The organism is Flavobacterium sp. Root186 (assembly GCF_001428525.1).
Classification (GTDB): domain Bacteria; phylum Bacteroidota; class Bacteroidia; order Flavobacteriales; family Flavobacteriaceae; genus Flavobacterium.
Map to the genome: position 1 here is coordinate 146,755 of NZ_LMHW01000001.1, position 16,875 is coordinate 163,629.

Below are 16,875 nucleotides of genomic sequence, written 5' to 3' on the forward strand. Positions count from 1 at the left end.
TCTTGGAGTTAGGAGTTTTGAATTATGAGTTATGAGTTTGAAATGCGAATAACTTAACCGCAAAGTGCGCAATGATTTTGACTCGTAAGACTTACTATAAACGCAAAGTTCGCAAAGCTTTGTAAATAAAACTTTGCGAACTTTTGTTAAACCTTAGCTCCCGATAGTTATCGGGATTGCGGTTAAAAAAATCAACTCATAACTTATAACTAATAATTCATAACTTTAAGAAAGAACCATTCCTCCATCCATAATGAAATCTGCTCCGGTGATGAATTTTGCTCCTTCACTGCTTAAATACGAAACCATCTTGGCAACATCTTCTGATTTTCCCATTTGTTTTAACGGAACTTTCTCAACAACAATATCCATAATACCATTTACGGTAGCTTCGTCTAAACCTACTTTTTTCATGACTTCGGTTTGGGTTGGGCCCGGACTAACTGAATTTACCCTGATTTTTCTAGGCGCTAATTCCAAAGCTGCTGATTTCATAATTGAATTCAAAGCCGTTTTACTCGCCGAATAAACCGAAGATCCCGGCCCGGGCATACTCGCCGTATTTGAAGAAAGAAATACAACCGACGCTCCATCCTTTAAAATTGGAATAAAACGGCTTAATGTGAAATACGCTCCTTTAAGATTCACATTCATAATATTGTCGAATTGTTCTTCTGATGCCTGTTCTATATTTCCTAATCCGGCAATTCCGGCATTGATGAAAAGAATATCGACTTTACCAAAATCCTGTTTAACTTTTAAAGCCAGACCTTCAATATCGGAAACAATCGCTTGGTCTGCTGTTATTGCCGTAACGCCCAATTCCAGTGCTGCTTTTTCTATGGCTTCTTTTCTTCTTCCGGTAATAATAACTTTTGCTCCCTGCTCTTTTAGTTGTTTTGCTGCAGCATAACCTATACCGCTGTTTCCGCCTGTTATTACGGCTACTTTATCTTTTAAATTGTCCATTTTTATATGTTTAAAATTAATGGGACAAAGTTAAATTGGAAAGGCTATTGCTTTTTTAAAGGTATCATGGAGTATACTGCAAACTAGAAATTAACATTTGAATATTCTCAAAAATCAATTTCAGGCAAAAATTAAAAATTAGTGTTAAATATATGCATCGAATTTGCATTTATTTGGTTAAAATTATCCGATTTATTCATATTTACAGTCGCTTTTTCTTAATTTACTTTTAAAACTTCATTAAACAGCTGTTAAATCTTAACAAGAATTCATTGTAAATCGTGTAGGAAAACGTATATTTGAGAGAATACTGAATTTTATTATCGTGCAAGAAAAAACAAAATCACATCATTTTATATTTCCAAAAACTCCAACCGGAGTTGACGGACTAGACGAGATTACGGATGGAGGATTTCCGCAAGGACGCCCAACTTTAATCTGCGGCGGCGCCGGATGCGGAAAAACATTATTATCAATGCAATTCCTTATTAAAGGCATTACAGAATTCAACGAACCCGGAGTTTTCATGTCTTTTGAAGAACCTTCGGATGATCTTACCCTAAATGTAAAATCTCTTGGCTTTGACCTCGAACAACTTAAAAAAGATAAAAAACTCGTAGTCGATCATGTTCGCGTCGAAAGATCAGAAATTGAAGAAGCCGGCGAATACGATCTTGATGGTTTATTCATAAGATTGGGCCACGCCATCGATTCTATAAAAGCGACTCGTGTTGTTCTGGATACTATCGAATCTTTATTTGCAGGTCTTGATAATCAGGCAATCCTGCGAGCCGAATTACGAAGATTATTCCATTGGCTCAAAACAAAAGGCGTTACAGCTGTTATTACCGGAGAACGAGGTGAAGCAACCTTAACCCGTCAGGGATTAGAAGAATACGTTTCAGACTGCGTTATTGTTCTCGACCATCGTGTTATTGAACAGGTTTCGACCCGAAGACTCCGAATTGTAAAATACAGAGGTTCAACACACGGAACAAACGAATATCCGTTTTTAATTGATGAAGAGGGAATTTCAGTACTTCCTATTACGTCGTTAAAACTGGATAACGAAGTTTCTTCAGATGTAATTCCAACAGGTGTTCCCGGATTAAATGAGATGTTTCATGGCGGAGGTTTCTATCGCGGAAGCAATATTTTGGTATCAGGAACGGCGGGAACGGCCAAAACTACCGTTGCCTGTTATTTTGCCAACGAACAATGCGAAAAGAACGAAAAAACAATTTATTTTGCTTTTGAAGAATCGCCGCAGCAATTGGTTCGCAACATGAAATCGATTGGTATTGACCTTGAAAAACACATTAAAAAAGGCATTCTGCAAATTCATTCTTCACGTCCGTCATTAAACGGACTTGAACTGCATTTACTTACGCTTAGAAAATTAATCAAAGAATTTGAACCTACCACTATTATTATTGACCCAATCAGCAATCTTATTACCGTAGGAAGCGAACATGAAGTTCGTTCTATGCTCGTACGATTAATCGATATGCTTAAAGCCAACAATATTACGGCCATGTTTACGTCTTTAAATAAACAGACAGATAATTTCAGACCAGATTTGGCCGAAGAATCCGTTTCGTCTTTAGTAGATACCTGGATTACCGTTCGTGATATGGAAGGCGTAGGCGAAAGAAACCGTGGTATTTTTATCATCAAAGCCAGAGGAATGGGACATTCTAACCAGGTAAGGGAATTTGTGATAACTGGTAAGGGAATCGAGTTACTGGATGTAGAATTAGGCCCGCAGGGAATCCTGACCGGAGCTGCGAGAAAATCACATCAGTTTAAGAAAACCATTTCGGATATTAAGCTTCAAAACGAAATTAGCCGAAAAGACCGTGAAATCGAACGCAAACGTAAAGTCCTTGAAGCCAATATTGAAGCCTTAAGAACCGAATTTGAATCGGCAGAAGAAGAACTGAGTATCCTTAAAGCAACAGAAGAATTGCAGGAAAAACTGTCTTCTAAGAAAAAATAAAATTAAAATGAAAAAAGAAGTAGCCGAATGGCAATTATTGCTCTATATAGCGGGTCAAACGCCAAAATCGATCAAGGCGCTGGAGAACATAAAAAAATACGCCGAAGAACACTTAAAAGGAAAATACAGCATCGAGATTATCGATTTGCTGAAGAATCCGCAATTGGCAGAAGGCGATCAAATTTTGGCTGTACCAACCCTGGTGAGAAAATTTCCTGAACCTATTCGTAAAATTATAGGTGACCTTTCTAATGAAGAAAGAGTGCTTGTAGGACTTAATATTAAACCTGTAAACGCTTAGACATGGAAGATTCATCTGATGGCACAAGTACAACCAAACATAAGTTCAAACTTTTTGTTTCAGGTATGTCTGTTAAATCAGGACATGCAATCGAAAATTTACGCAGAATATGCGATACTTATCTCAACAACAATTACGAATTAGAAATTATAGATATCAGCCGTGATAAGGAACAAGCCGTGATTCATCAAATTGTGGCAATCCCAACATTAATCAAAATACATCCTGAACCCAAAAGAATCATTTTGGGCGATTTATCAGATAAAGAAAAGGTCTTGTATATATTAAACATTGAACAATAATTTGGAGGTAAAAAAAAGAAATATAGAATCGTTATTAGCAGAAATAGAATCCTTAAAAGAAGAACTTTTTGAATCTAATAGTATTGTAAATGCAATAAAACAAGGAGATGTTGATGCTTTAGTCGTAAGTAACAACGGAGTTCCGGAGCTATACTCTCTCGAAACTGCCGATTATACTTACAGGCTTCTTATTGAAAAATTCCGACAGGGTGCGCTTAGTATTTCGCGCAAAGGACTCGTATTGTATTGCAACGATTATTTTTCAGAACTCGTTGGCATTCCTTCAGAGCAGATTATCGGGACGTATTTAAATGAATATTTTGATAATCCCACGCAGTTTGTCCAGCTTATTCAGGCGCTTCGATACGGAATCGCCACGCACGAAATTCTTTTTAAATCGAATAACGACAAAGAAACTTTTCCGGCTTATATCGCCTTAACCGATCTCGAACCTGCCGTAGAAGCAATTGGAATCGTAATTACCGATTTAACCGAAAAGAAAAAACACGAGGAAGCCTTAATTCGTCATCAGCAGGAATTAGAAGAAAAAATAAAAGAGTTAAACCGAATCAATACCAATCTCGAAGAATTTATTCATGTTATTTCACATGATTTAAAAGAACCGCTTCGGAAAATTGTAATGCATAATGACCGAATTGACGGAAGTTATCTTTCTGAAACCGATGCCAAATCCATGAATGTTCTAAAATCATCTGCATTGCGGTTGAATTCACTTGTTGATGATTTGGTCCAGTATTCATCGCACACGGCGCAGGAAGAACGAACCGAAATTAATTTAGCCTCTATAATTGGTGAAGTTATTGAAGATCTCGAAATTATTATTACTGATAAAAAGGCCAAGATTCAAATAGGAAAACTCCCTGCCATAAAAGCCTCTAAAGTCCAAATTCGACAGCTTTTTGGCAACCTGATTACCAACGCCATAAAATACAGCAAAGAAGCTGTCGCTCCGTTTATAGAAATTTATCAGGCCGAAAATTTAAACGCCGAAATGCCAAATCAAAACGCTAAATTTGTAAAGATACAGATCAAAGACAACGGAATTGGCATGGAATCAAGCCATCTTCTTAAAATCTTTACCATTTTTCAGCGCCTTCATGCCCGAAACGAATATTCAGGAAACGGTATTGGCCTTGCGATTTGTAAAAAGATCATGGAAAACCATTCCGGAAACATAACCGTCGAAAGTACGCTCAACGAAGGCACAACATTTAATCTTTACTTTCCCATTGTATAAAATGCCACAAAAAAACAACCTACATATCATAATTGCCGAAGATGACTTTGATGACGCTGACGTAATCTGCGAAACCTTCAACCAAAACCCGAATTTCGGAAAAGTAAGCCTTGTAGCCAATGGCGAAGAACTGCTCAATTACCTTAAAGACACGGCAAACGAAAACCCCGACGTAATCCTGACCGATATCAACATGCCCATAGTCAACGGCATCGAAGCCTTACAGCAAATTTTGAATAACAACGATTTAAAAACGATTCCGTGTTTTGTATATTCTACAAGCATCAATCCCGCTTACAAAGAAAAATGCGACGCGCTGGGCGTAAAAGCTTATCTTATTAAACCTTATTCTTTTGAGGCTTTCGCCGAAATTCCGAAGACTATTTTGAGGATTATTGAAGATTAAAGCCCGTGTTTAAAACGAAGCTCTCCAGCAAAAAATAATCAAATTAGAAAACAGCTTTTATTGGCTCAATGAATTTGACGAGATTTTGAATCCTTATTTGGATTTGGAGTAAATTTCTGTTTTTTATTTTTTTATACTCTTGATTTAAACAAATCAAGAGTATAAAATTATATGATATTCAATTATAAAACTTTAACTATCACTAATATTGTAAACAGTTATATCCCATATTCTTTTTCAAATCATTTAAGAGATTTAGCATTGCTTTCTTTTTTTCTATACTTTGCTTAGTTCTTAAAACATTCACAATTTCTTTATTTATTCTTATTCTTATTCTATTATAAACTCTCTTAATATCATAATCATCTATAAGCCAATCAAATACAGAATTGCCAATTATTCGAATCAATTTACCTTTAAACTCTTCAATAATTTCTTTATCAACGTTTTCATAGATTGTATTTTCAAATTCACGCGCTCCCAGAACTTCATCCATATCTGAAGGAATATCGTCAAATCCTATATAGCTAAAATTCTTAACATATCTAAAAAAGTCAATTGATTTACATGAAAAACTAAGTACATTTTTGTTTTTAAAAATTTCTAAATCATTCTTTCCAATAAAAATTTCTTTAGAATATATTTCATTTTTTGCGCCTTTTAAACTAGTTGAAGTTCCATGACCCAAAAAGAGAATATTATCTCCATCAAAATTAGAAATTTCTTTTAAAACAAGAGAATGCTCATCGTCTGTAAAGGCAATATTGTATAAACTTATCTTATCATCGAATTGCTCCAACAAAAAACTCCATATTGAGTTTAAAAATTGTGTCGTAACATCTTTTGGATGAATAATAAGTAATCTATTCATCACTATGATTTTTTAAGTCAACCAGAAAAGCTATAGATTCTTCAATTAATCCTTTTTTAAAATGAATACTTCTATCAGGATCATTTTCGATAATTGAAGCAATTTCAGCAAAAGTCAAGTTTTCAAATTTTTCAAAATTACCAAGAAATTTTAAATCACTATTGTTTCTTAGTTCTTTTACTAATACTGTTTCCAAACTTGGATTATTTTTATGCAAATACTTTACTATTGCCATTTCATATTCATCCCTGTCTTTAAAATCAACAATATCAATTTCGACTAAAGTTTTTATTTGATTCCAAGCTTTCTTAAATTCAATTTTTTCGTCTTTATATAAATTTAACAAGCCCTCCATTTCAACTTTTAATTCTCCTGAATACAGGAGTTTAGGTGTAGATCGACGAAGTTTGTTGTCTTGAAAGCATTTAATAAGTTCAACACCGTTAATTTCATCATCATCCAATGACCAATCAAATGCAATCAAATCAAAAGTAATTCCTCCATATTGTTTATGAAATTCTGCTATCACTTTTTTTAAGTCAATTTTATTATCAGTCAAAAATTCAGGATTATTTGTTGAACCCACATTAAATTGATAACATTTTATTGTAGTTCCTATTTTTTTTCCCTCACGTTCGATAGTCTCGATGCTCGAAATTTGATTTTCGTTATCTATTAATAAACATGTTTTTTCTTCCATTTTAAATAAAATCAATTTTAAATGTTGCTCCAGACAATTTTATTCCATTCCCAACAAAGGAAATTTTCGCTTGCATTTGATTTAATGCGTTCCTAACGGAATTTAGACCAATACCTGAACCATCAGTTGTTGTAATTCCTAATTCAAATATTTTTTCAGGTCTATCCAAAAAAACATTACTTAACCCTTTTCCATCATCAGAAAATAATATTTCAAGTCCATTCTGGATATCAATCTGAATAATTTTAGCTCCAGCTTTTTCAGAATTGGAAATTAAATCATCTATAATTAATGACAATTCTAAGATACTTAATCTCTTTTCAAATACTTCTACGCTATTATTATTGAATACAAATTGTAATTTTGAATTCTCATACATATCTGAATATATAGAAATATATTGTTCTATATATCTAACAACATCGACTATTTGTGTATTGGCTTGTGTTTTAAAATTTGATCTAGTAATCAGTTTACTAATTTTTAAGGCCTTTTCAGAATTGAAGTTTATAACTTCTAACCTTCTAATCAATTCTTTATCTTTAATTTCTTTGTTTCTAATTTTTTCAATTAAGGTATGTACATTTGATTGAATATTTTTAGAAGTTATCTTTATATTATGTATCAATCCTTTTGCATCTTCGCTTAAACCCCTACTTGAATATCTTAAATAAGTATTCTTTTCAATTTCAAATTGTAACTCTTCTTCTAATTTCTTTTTTTCAGCCTCTAATTTTTGTCTTTCTCTTTCTACTTCTAATTTTTCTAATTGAAGGCTTGAAAATTGATTTAATGCTTCGGTTAATTTTTTTTGTATATAATCAAATTTTTCAATACCAAATTCATTAGATTCACTAATTTTCGTGTCAGATTGCAATATTTCGACTTCGTTTATTTTTCTCTTTAAATTTGATGTAATTTTTTCTAGATCTTCTATAGTATAATTTTCAGCTATATTCCCTATTAGCTCATCAACTTCATTGCTTTTCTTTTCGATTTCTTTATCTATAATATTGCCTATAAACTTTTCATTAATCTGCAAAGTTTTAATTTCATCTTTTTTTAGACCAATTATTGGAACTATACTATTTAATGCACGTCTAATTTTTACAAGTTCGTCTTCCTTAAACTCTTCTTTACTTTCGTCCCAACTTTCACTTAGTACTTTTTTTTCAATATTCTCATCTTTTTCTCTAGCACTATCCCATTTTAATCCTTCAACAACATATCGTTCTAATCTTCTATGCGTTTTAAAATAAAAGCCATAAGGTGCTGATTCTTTAGTTAATTCCTCAAAAACATCATTATTAACTATTCCAGCTCGACTGGAAATAATCTTAAATTGGCTATTATGATCAATAACCTCAATTCTTCCTAATAATTCTCGAGCACCGATAAATCTATTATATCCCTGACCTTTTCTTAATTCAAGATTTAACCAATCGTCTCCATCATCTCCATAAGGCGGAATTCGGAAACCATTTATAAATAAAAATATTGAACCAAAATGAACAGATCTTATTCCAGTTTGTCTAGTGAAATATGCTTTAGCATAAGGGTTAAGATAAAAAATGGTAATCTTAATATCTTTTAAAAGAGAATATCTATTTTCTTCTGTTAGAGTAAATACATTTACTCCTCTATCAAATAATTTTGTTGTTATAATTTTGCCTTCTGAATCAATTGTAGACTCAATTGAGGTGGATTTAAAGTTTAATTCATCAAATACTCTATTTCCAACTTCTCCATTTATTTTCTGATGATATGGTAGATTATTATCATCAATTTCATTGGCAATAATTTCTATTTTGAATTTATCATTTGAAAAAGCTTGATTAGGATTAATCAATTTTTCTAAGTTATTTTTAAGATTGAGAATCTTATTATAATCCCATTCTCTTCTTAATTTTTTGATTTCTAATATTGTTCCACTACTAAAGCTATCATAGCCAGTATAAGTTATAAATTCGTCAACACTTAATTTGACCAATCTCAAATCAATATCTTGAATATTTAATTCTAAATTATCATCTATTTCAAACTTTGTCCAATCAATGTAAAGATGATTTATCGTTTCATCATTCGAGGTTCTTGTGTAGAGATTTAAATATTCTCCTAATCTATCACAAGAAAATCTTCCAACTCCTTTATTTCCTGCTAATAGCCTATCTCCAATATTTTTTGAATTCTTTTTCTCTGAATAAGCTATGTTTAACCATTTATCCTGAATATCTTTTTCATTCATTCCTTTTCCAAAATCCTGAATAACTAATTTTGAATTTTCAATGTTTTCATCGAAAATATTACTAAAAATTATATTTACAGATTTAGATAATGCATCAAAAGAATTTTTTACTAATTCTAAAACTGCAATGTTGTCATCAGTAATTAAATCTTTTCCAATTATACTTTTTAACAGAACATTGGTTTTAAAATGTAGTTTTTCAGAATCACCCATCTAAAAGCCCTTTCATAATTATTGCGCTTTGTTCTCCAAATAAAGGTGGTATAGCGTTACCTATTTGTGAATATCTAGGAACTTCTTGAGTTCGTCTTTTACCTCCTGTTGTATATTTACCTCTAAACTGATACCAATCATTGAATGATTGTATTCTTGCATATTCTCTCACAGTGAAAATTCTGGGTTCACAATAATGGATATAATCATCAGGAAGAGTAGTAATTGTTGCTGTTGGAGTATTTCCTGAAAGTGGTATAATTGTTCGTTTTTTTAAATCAAATATATTTTTTATTGTATCAGATAAAGTTTTATTCTTCTCTGCATTATTTAAAATATATTCAAATTTTTCTAATGTAGATTTAGCATGTTTTGCAAATCTATGACTATCAGGAACTAATCTATCATCTACACCTTGACGTAGTAATTCTTGATAGTTTGATTTTACACTGCCATACATTCCTGCTTTAAAACTCTTTGTGTCTGGAGATTCTACTTCTTTGCCTTCTTTTAATAGATCTGAAATAGCCTGTTCAAGATTATTAGTGACACCTATGTTTTTAGTAATTAGAAAAGATTCTTTATTTTCATCCAAAGATTTAAAGAATGATGATGCTTTATTTTTATTCAAAAGCCCTTTTTTTATTCCCACTAAAATAAAACGAGTTCGTTTTTGGGGTATTCCATATAGCGAAAAATCTACTAATTTGCCATAAACGTCATAACCAGGAAAATCGTTAGTCTTGGCTCTTAAAGCTTTTAGAACATATTCTGAATAGGCTTTTCCTTTACTTTTGTTTTTATCAAATTTTTGAGTAAACCCTTTTACATTTTCAAAAAAAATCATCTTTGGTTGAACAAGTCTGATAAAATTAATATAAGATTTTATAAGTTTATTTCTTTCATCTGTTTCAATTCTTCTCCCAGCCGTAGAGAATCCTTGACATGGAGGACCTCCTGCTACTAAGTCGATTTTACCTCTAAGATCTTTAAGTTCAGGGCTATATTCTTTAAGAATAAAATTAATATCTAACTCTTTTTCTGGCAACCAATTTGGCCATTCAAAATGTTTTTTTGATCTAATTAGATTATAACTCAGTGTTTCAAAGGCATCTTTATTTTTTTCTACAGCAAACAACCCTTTCCAAAGTCCTGAATTATGTAACCCTAAAGAAAGCCCACCGCATCCAGCGAATAAATCAATATATAAAGATTTATTTTTATCCATAGTGTTTTTTTTCATTTTATACAAAAATATATAAAAAAGAAATATATTCAATGCTTTTTTTAAAGTATAAAAACTTACTAATTTAATAAATATAAAAACGATTTTTAGATAAAATTTGGGCAAAGAATACTTAATACTCCATCCTCAAATAATTCCCCTCAAAACTAATCTACCACGACATGAAAAGAGACAGTATTAAACTGTCTCTTTTTTCTTGAAGTCATAATTCATCAATCTTTTGGTTTATGAATATGAGGTTTTAAAGGGCGATAATCTTCCTTTTTTTCAGGAGTTACACGTCTTCTTTCATCTAACGACCCATCTTCCTTTTTCGGTTTTGGACCAGATTTAATTGCTTGAATTGTTTCCATTAATGTATTTTTAAATTAAACATTTATATTATGATTAGAAATTTAAACTTCTAATCTTGGAAACAAATAACATTAATAAATTCAAGATTATATTATGGAAAACCATAACTCAAAATATATTTAATACAACCAGAAAACTCAATCCTCCAACCTCAAATAATTCCCATCAAAACTAATCACAACCTTTTCAAATTGCCCCAATACATCCTGCCCAATATTTCCAAAATTCACATCGCCATAAACACCATAATCCTTTTGGTCAATTTCCATTTTTGAGAGTTTGATAAGTTTTTTTCCAAGATATATTTGCTGGTCTTTTAAAACCAAAACTTCTGTAGCAACCACTTCTGCGCCAGCGCTGGAGGATTTAGACGTTTCTAAAGTCCCCATACTATCAAGGTCGGTTTTGAAGGTTTCGTAAAACGCCTTGTTGAAAAGGCTTTCTTTTGCTCCGCTGTCAAAATTAAACGGCAGGGTTTTGCCTTTATACGTGAGCGTAACAATCGCTCTGAGTTCGTCTACGAATAAGTTTTTTTCAATTGCATTGGTCTCTAATTCTTTAGAAAAGGTAAGTTTATCTTTTTCAATCGTAATCGTTCCTAACTCTTTTACTATAGGAAAACCAATAATTCCGTTAATGACATAAGCACCATCTGCAAATGTAAAAGCCTTATCAGGATATACTAAAAACACCGCATTATGAATTTTCAATTCACCTAAATTAATTTCGGGTGCTACGCCTATACGAACTTTGTTTTTTTGTCCCGTAAAACTCGCCACCGAAATATTATTATCCGGCAGAATTTTAACTCCCATTTTCTTCGCCACACTTTCGGTAATACAGCTAATTCCTGCTCCGGTATCAAAAACAAAATTAATCTGAGTATCATTTGCCTTAACTTCTGTGGTAATTAAACCCGCTTTGTCTTTTACTGCAGCAACTGAAATTGTAGAAAATTTATCAATTGTCTGTGCGCGTGTATTGCGTAAAGTCTGCCAGATTCGCTGTGTGTTTAATTCGTCCTGAAGTTCCTCTTCGGTATACTGTTTTTGAAATTTAAGGGTTAAAACTTTAGAAGCCGTATAAGCCAAATTGTAATTAAAGAGTTTGATATAGTTGTCATTTTTCAGCTTCGCAAATTCGTAAGTATTGGTCAGTTCATTGTTTTTTAAACTGTCTAAATACTGGTTTGACAACTTGGGTTTATTGCATACATTGGCATATAAACCTTTATAAAAATAATAGTCTTTGCCTTTTTCCTTATTGTTCAAACTATCCATTTTAGCATATTGATGCTGTTTGCTCAATTGCTTTAAACTAATGTCAGGGTTTGTCTGTCCTAATAGTATTTGTCCTGTAAATAAAAGACAAAGTAAAAGTGTGTTATAGTTCATTTGTCTGATTTTTTTGAAGGTTAAATATAAGGAAATTGTTTTGTTTCAAGTTTTATGTTTCAAGTTTCAAGTTTTTATAATCTTGTCATTTCGAGGAACGAGAAATCTTCGTTAGAAACTCTACAAAGATTGGCGACATACTGTACGGAGCTACTTGCGAAGATTTCTCGTTCCTCGAAATGACAAGATTGCGTTGGAATTTGGGTTCTTAAATTTTAAATTAAAACTTTACTTCTTGTTTCTTGTCTCTTGCTTCTAACTTCTCACAACAAAAAAATCAGGTCTGGCAATATCATTACCATTCCTGATTTTCCTATTATAATCAACCTTTACTTTTATTTATCTTCTGCCTCGAAAGCCTCCGCCGCCTCTAAAACCGCCACCGCCTAAACCACCCTGATGCTGGAAGTTTTGAAAGTTTCGGGTTTGCGATTCTCCTCTATCTCTGGACAAAGCAGATCGATCGAGATCGTTTTTAATATCAGAACGGCCTGCTTCGCCAAGCGGTTTATTCGGCTGTCCGAGCGTTTGATCTGCTTTTGGGAAATTATCACGCTGGGTTCTGTCGCCTAATCGGGTTTCGCCGCCTAAGTTTTGTTCGGGTTTCGGCAGATTATCACGCTGAACCCTCTCTCCTGCTCCATTGGCGCCCAATCCCTGATTGGGTTTATTACGCTGAATCGCTTCACCTGATTTTTTTGATGAACCTAAAGTTCCGGCTTGTGTCCAGCCACCGTTGCCGTTATTATAATGACTCCAGTTTCCGTTAGCATCTCTTTTATACACATGTCCGTCGTGCCCCGCATATAGATTATTATTGGTATGAATCGTAGTTCCTCCGCCTCTGTGATGCGTAATTACGCCTTTATTTCCACCGGAAGTTTCATAACCAATTGCCGTTCCGCGTCTGGTGGTAACATGTCCGGTCTGAACCCATTGATTGCCATTTGTAGCAGCAGAATGTCCCCATTGTGCATACGCATTATGTCCCTGATTGGTTCTGGCGTAATTTCCCGTCCACGGATTGTAAGTACTCGCAACAGTTCGACCGCCATACCATCCCTGAACACTTGCAGAACGCCCGTATCTTCCCGTTGCCGGATTATACCAGGCCGAAGTTCCGGCAGCACCATAAGGTCCGTAAACGCGTCTTCCGACAGCATAACCGCCCGTCCAGGGATTGTAAACCGCTCCTCCTCCATACGCATAAGGCCACGGACGGTAAATAGGATATAATCCGCCATAATACACATAAGGCGGATAATACCATCCTGTACCATATGTTAGTATAGCGCCTACTGTAGCACCAATAATAAAAGCACCTAAATATCCTGCCGTTGAACTGCTTTCGACTGTTGTATCAGTTGTGGTTTGAGTAACATACGTTACATTATATACCGGAGAACTTGGCGGAATGGTATAAATTTCTTTCGGAACAGAATCGGCTGTTTTCCAAGGCCCATTAGGACTTGTCGACATAAACCAAACCGCCTGAAAACACAAATAATACAAATCGCCTACTTTTATAATTTTCTCCTGTGTATTGCTTGCGTATTGCATTTTCGTTCCTTCAATAGGTTTAAATTGAGGGGCTCCGTCATATGTTACTTTTACTTTAGCTTCGGCATCTGATTTCTTTAAAATAGCTGTTGTGGGAACTTGCGATAACATTACAGCATCGTTAGCTTCCTGCGTTCCGGGCACAGACGACAATACATTTGCCCGCGGTGAATCTTTAGGGATTTTGGCAAAATCAGCAGGAAGGTTATTTCCGGCATACGACCACGGTCCGGTTAAGTCTTTCGATTTAAACCATCTTCCGGATAATAATACATAATATTGACCATCGCCTTCATCGGCAAAAATATCATTTTCGGTATTATCAATGTACAGCAATTTGGTTCCAGCAATTTTAATAAATTTAGGATTTCCGTTTACGGCAATCAATTCAGCAGGTTTATTGCTGTAGAAAACTTCTGGCGTCTTTCCGGTTGAAGGAGGCGGAATCATCTTTTTGACATCATCAAAATTCTGTCCCGAAGGCAGATTAATTAATCCCGAAGGCAGTTTCCCTGTTTTAGTCCATTTTCCTTCTATTTTTTTGGAAGTCAGCCAGACATTCTCAGCTAACAAATAATAATCTTTAGAAGTTTTATCAAAAAACAAATCCCAGTTTGTATTGACCACATATTGAATATCTGTTTTTTCTACGGGCACTAAAACGGGTTCTCCCTGCACAATTAATAAAATAGCAGGATTGGTACTGTAAAAAATCGCAGGAGGATCATTTTTAGCCGCAATTCCTTTTGCAGGACTTTTAGTCTGGCTTAAATCTGCCAGAATACGATCTACAGAAACGGGATCTCCGCTTTTAGGCAGTGTTTCTTTAAACAGTTTTTCCATTTCGGGAACTTTTTTTTCGTCGAGAGCAGGAAAGCGCACATCGGTTACCTGAAGGTTTTTAATAAAAGCGCTTCGGTTGTCTTTATCAACCAATGTTTCGGCTTTTAAAGAAGCTACGCCCAAAACCTGTTTTCCATCTTTTGGTGTCAAAGAAAAAGCCAGTCGGGCTGTAATTTCTTTATAATCTTTCCAGTCATCTACCTGCGGCTGATAATAAACGAGTTTTGTACCGTTATTTTCAGCTTCGCGAGGCCAGCCGTTATCGGCAAATGCAGCATCAGCAGTATCAGACTTTACAGCTTCCGAATTTACTTGATCAGTATCTTTATCTTTTTTGCAGGAGAACAAAACTGTACTCCAACAAATTACAATTATTAGAAAAGCTTTTTTCATAAATTTAAAAGTTAGATTATTCATTAAAAATTTATTCTCTGGGTATTCCTGTAAAATTGTTTCGAATAAAATTAAATTGACAGAACATATAAAACTAAAAATCAATCGCTTAGTTGGTTTCAAATTGTAACTTGAAACCAAAAAACTGATAATTAATCATCCTTTCAGCTTAGATTTAAAATTTTATAAGAAAAAAAATTATAATCTAAAGTTTTGATCTGCCCTTATAAAACCTATAATTATAAATTAATTTTATAAGTGTCAAAAATTATTAATTTGATTAATAAATGCCTTCGCCATAAATTTGTCTCATCAAAATCAAACAAATGATTTGATCATCTTAAAAAATAACTTTAAAAAATAGAAATCATGAAATTTACAAGAAGAGCAAACGCAAACTGGAAAGGTACAGGAATGGAAGGAAAAGGAACCATTAGTACTCAAAGCACAACTTTAGATAATGCACAATTATCTTTTAAAACCCGTTTCGAACAAGGTGTAGGGACAAACCCTGAAGAATTAATCGCAGCGGCACATTCTGGCTGTTTTACCATGCAGTTAAGCTTTTTATTATCTGAAGCTGGTTTTGTTCCGGAAGATTTAGATACAACTGCTAAAGTAACTTTTGAAGACGGTACCATTACTTTAATTCAATTAGAATTGACTGGAAAAGTTCCTGGAATCTCTGAAGAAGATTTTCAAAAAGCGGCACAAAAAGCCAAAGAAATTTGTCCGATTTCTAAATTATTGAACACTGAAATTACTTTGGCAGTAACTTTAAATTAAATTCCAATATCTGAAATTCCAAATTCCAACTGCTGTAAAATAAAAGTAAACGCAATTTTGTTATTCTGAGGAACGAAGAATCTCGTTAGAAACTCTACAAAGATTGGAAAATTTGGAATTTGGAATTTCAAAAAATTGGAATTTCAAATAAAACAACACAACAATTTAAAACAACAATTTAAAATCTAAATAAAATGAAAACACTATTTAAAAGCTATTTAGCATTCGCAGCAATAATCTTTAGTCTGTTATTTACAACAGCAAATGTAAACGCGCAAACTGCGCCTAAAATTAAAAATGTGGTATTGGTACACGGTGCTTTCGCAGACGGTTCAGGATGGAAAGGTTTGTACCAAATTTTAACTAAGAAAGGTTACAACGTAACCATTGTTCAAAATCCGTTAAGCTCTTTAGAAGACGATGTTAAAGCAACAAATTTAGCTCTTGACAAACAAGATGGGCCAACAATTTTGGTTGGACACTCATGGGGTGGAACTGTAATTACAGAAGCCGGAAATCACCCAAAAGTTGCCGCTTTGGTTTACGTTGCCGCTTTACAGCCTGATAATGGAGAAAACTCTATTCAATGGTTACAAACTGCGCCTCCAGCTCCGGAAAATGGTGTACTGCCTCCAGATGACAAAGGAATTGCTTATTATGACAAAGCTAAATTTCATGCTGGTTTTGCAGGTGATTTAAGCAAAGAAGATGCGGAATTTATGTTTGCTTCGCAAGGTGCTTTTTATGCAAACGGTTTTGGAACTCCAATTACTAAAGCGGCATGGAGAACTAAACCTTCTTACGGAATCGTAGCAACTGAAGATAAAAGTATTAATCCTGATATCGAGCGTGCTATGTACAAACGTTCTAACACAAAAATCACTGAAATAAAAGGAAGCCACGTGGTTTTTATTTCTCAGCCGGCTAAAGTTGCTGATGTGATTATTACTGCTTCTAAAGGGTAAATTTTTCAATTTTAAAATTCCAAATTCCAATTCGTAACAAAATTGGAATTTGGAATTTTTTTATTGGAAT

15 protein-coding genes are annotated in these 16,875 nt (G+C 33.7%); 7 read left to right on the plus strand and 8 right to left on the minus strand.

Features of this window, described 5'->3' with window-relative positions:
* Nucleotides 1-225: 225 nt before the first annotated feature.
* Nucleotides 226-969, minus strand: coding sequence for an SDR family oxidoreductase (locus ASD98_RS00595; RefSeq protein WP_056198632.1), 744 nt, complete (start codon nt 967-969; stop codon nt 226-228).
* Nucleotides 970-1,294: 325 nt separating this feature from the next.
* Between ASD98_RS00595 and kaiC the strand changes: the two genes are divergently transcribed.
* The 5 genes from kaiC to ASD98_RS00620 are packed head-to-tail and all read left to right on the plus strand — an operon-like array spanning nt 1,295 to nt 5,235.
* Nucleotides 1,295-2,968 (plus strand): circadian clock protein KaiC, encoded by a 1,674-nt coding sequence (kaiC, locus tag ASD98_RS00600; RefSeq protein ID WP_056198635.1) that lies wholly within the window; start codon nt 1,295-1,297, stop codon nt 2,966-2,968.
* Nucleotides 2,969-2,975: 7 nt separating this feature from the next.
* Nucleotides 2,976-3,269, plus strand: a complete 294-nt coding sequence (locus ASD98_RS00605) for a circadian clock KaiB family protein (protein WP_056198637.1) — start codon at nt 2,976-2,978, stop codon at nt 3,267-3,269.
* A gap of 2 nt (nt 3,270-3,271) precedes the next feature.
* Nucleotides 3,272-3,571, plus strand: coding sequence for a circadian clock KaiB family protein (locus ASD98_RS00610; protein WP_056198644.1), 300 nt, complete (start codon nt 3,272-3,274; stop codon nt 3,569-3,571).
* A 1-nt stretch (nt 3,572) separates the two neighbouring features.
* Nucleotides 3,573-4,829: an ATP-binding protein gene (locus ASD98_RS00615; protein WP_056199597.1), complete on the plus strand. Its 1,257-nt coding sequence runs from the start codon at nt 3,573-3,575 to the stop codon at nt 4,827-4,829.
* 1 nt (nt 4,830) lies between these two features.
* Entirely contained in the window at nt 4,831-5,235 is a 405-nt protein-coding gene (locus ASD98_RS00620; protein WP_056198647.1) for a response regulator, read from the plus strand.
* A 202-nt stretch (nt 5,236-5,437) separates the two neighbouring features.
* Here the strand turns inward: ASD98_RS00620 and ASD98_RS00625 are convergent, their stop codons facing one another.
* From ASD98_RS00625 to ASD98_RS00650, 7 genes are all read right to left on the minus strand, one after another.
* The gene (locus ASD98_RS00625; protein WP_056198649.1) at nt 5,438-6,106 is read right to left on the minus strand and encodes a hypothetical protein; all 669 of its coding nucleotides are present in this window, start codon (nt 6,104-6,106) and stop codon (nt 5,438-5,440) included.
* Complete coding sequence (locus ASD98_RS00630) at nt 6,099-6,806, minus strand: hypothetical protein (RefSeq protein WP_128414760.1); 708 nt, start codon at nt 6,804-6,806, stop codon at nt 6,099-6,101. The genes ASD98_RS00625 and ASD98_RS00630 overlap by 8 nt, the downstream gene beginning before the upstream one ends.
* A gap of 1 nt (nt 6,807) precedes the next feature.
* Nucleotides 6,808-9,264, minus strand: a complete 2,457-nt coding sequence (locus ASD98_RS00635; RefSeq protein ID WP_056198655.1) for an ATP-binding protein — start codon at nt 9,262-9,264, stop codon at nt 6,808-6,810.
* On the minus strand, nt 9,257-10,507 hold the full coding sequence (locus ASD98_RS00640; RefSeq protein ID WP_242412048.1) for a DNA cytosine methyltransferase: 1,251 nt from the start codon (nt 10,505-10,507) through the stop codon (nt 9,257-9,259). Before ASD98_RS00640 ends, ASD98_RS00635 begins: the two co-directional genes overlap by 8 nt.
* A gap of 215 nt (nt 10,508-10,722) precedes the next feature.
* On the minus strand, nt 10,723-10,863 hold the full coding sequence (locus ASD98_RS24075; protein ID WP_199866257.1) for a hypothetical protein: 141 nt from the start codon (nt 10,861-10,863) through the stop codon (nt 10,723-10,725).
* Between the two features lie 138 nt (nt 10,864-11,001).
* Nucleotides 11,002-12,258: a TIGR02281 family clan AA aspartic protease gene (locus ASD98_RS00645; RefSeq protein WP_056198659.1), complete on the minus strand. Its 1,257-nt coding sequence runs from the start codon at nt 12,256-12,258 to the stop codon at nt 11,002-11,004.
* A gap of 339 nt (nt 12,259-12,597) precedes the next feature.
* Nucleotides 12,598-15,054, minus strand: coding sequence for a hypothetical protein (locus ASD98_RS00650; RefSeq protein ID WP_242412049.1), 2,457 nt, complete (start codon nt 15,052-15,054; stop codon nt 12,598-12,600).
* Nucleotides 15,055-15,423: 369 nt separating this feature from the next.
* On the opposite strand from ASD98_RS00650, the gene ASD98_RS00655 reads away from it, so the two are divergent.
* A complete protein-coding gene (locus ASD98_RS00655; RefSeq protein WP_056198665.1) occupies nt 15,424-15,840 on the plus strand; it encodes an OsmC family protein in 417 nt (138 codons plus the stop codon).
* A gap of 194 nt (nt 15,841-16,034) precedes the next feature.
* The gene (locus ASD98_RS00660) at nt 16,035-16,805 is read left to right on the plus strand and encodes an alpha/beta hydrolase (RefSeq protein WP_056198667.1); all 771 of its coding nucleotides are present in this window, start codon (nt 16,035-16,037) and stop codon (nt 16,803-16,805) included.
* The last annotated feature ends 70 nt before the right edge of the window (nt 16,806-16,875 follow it).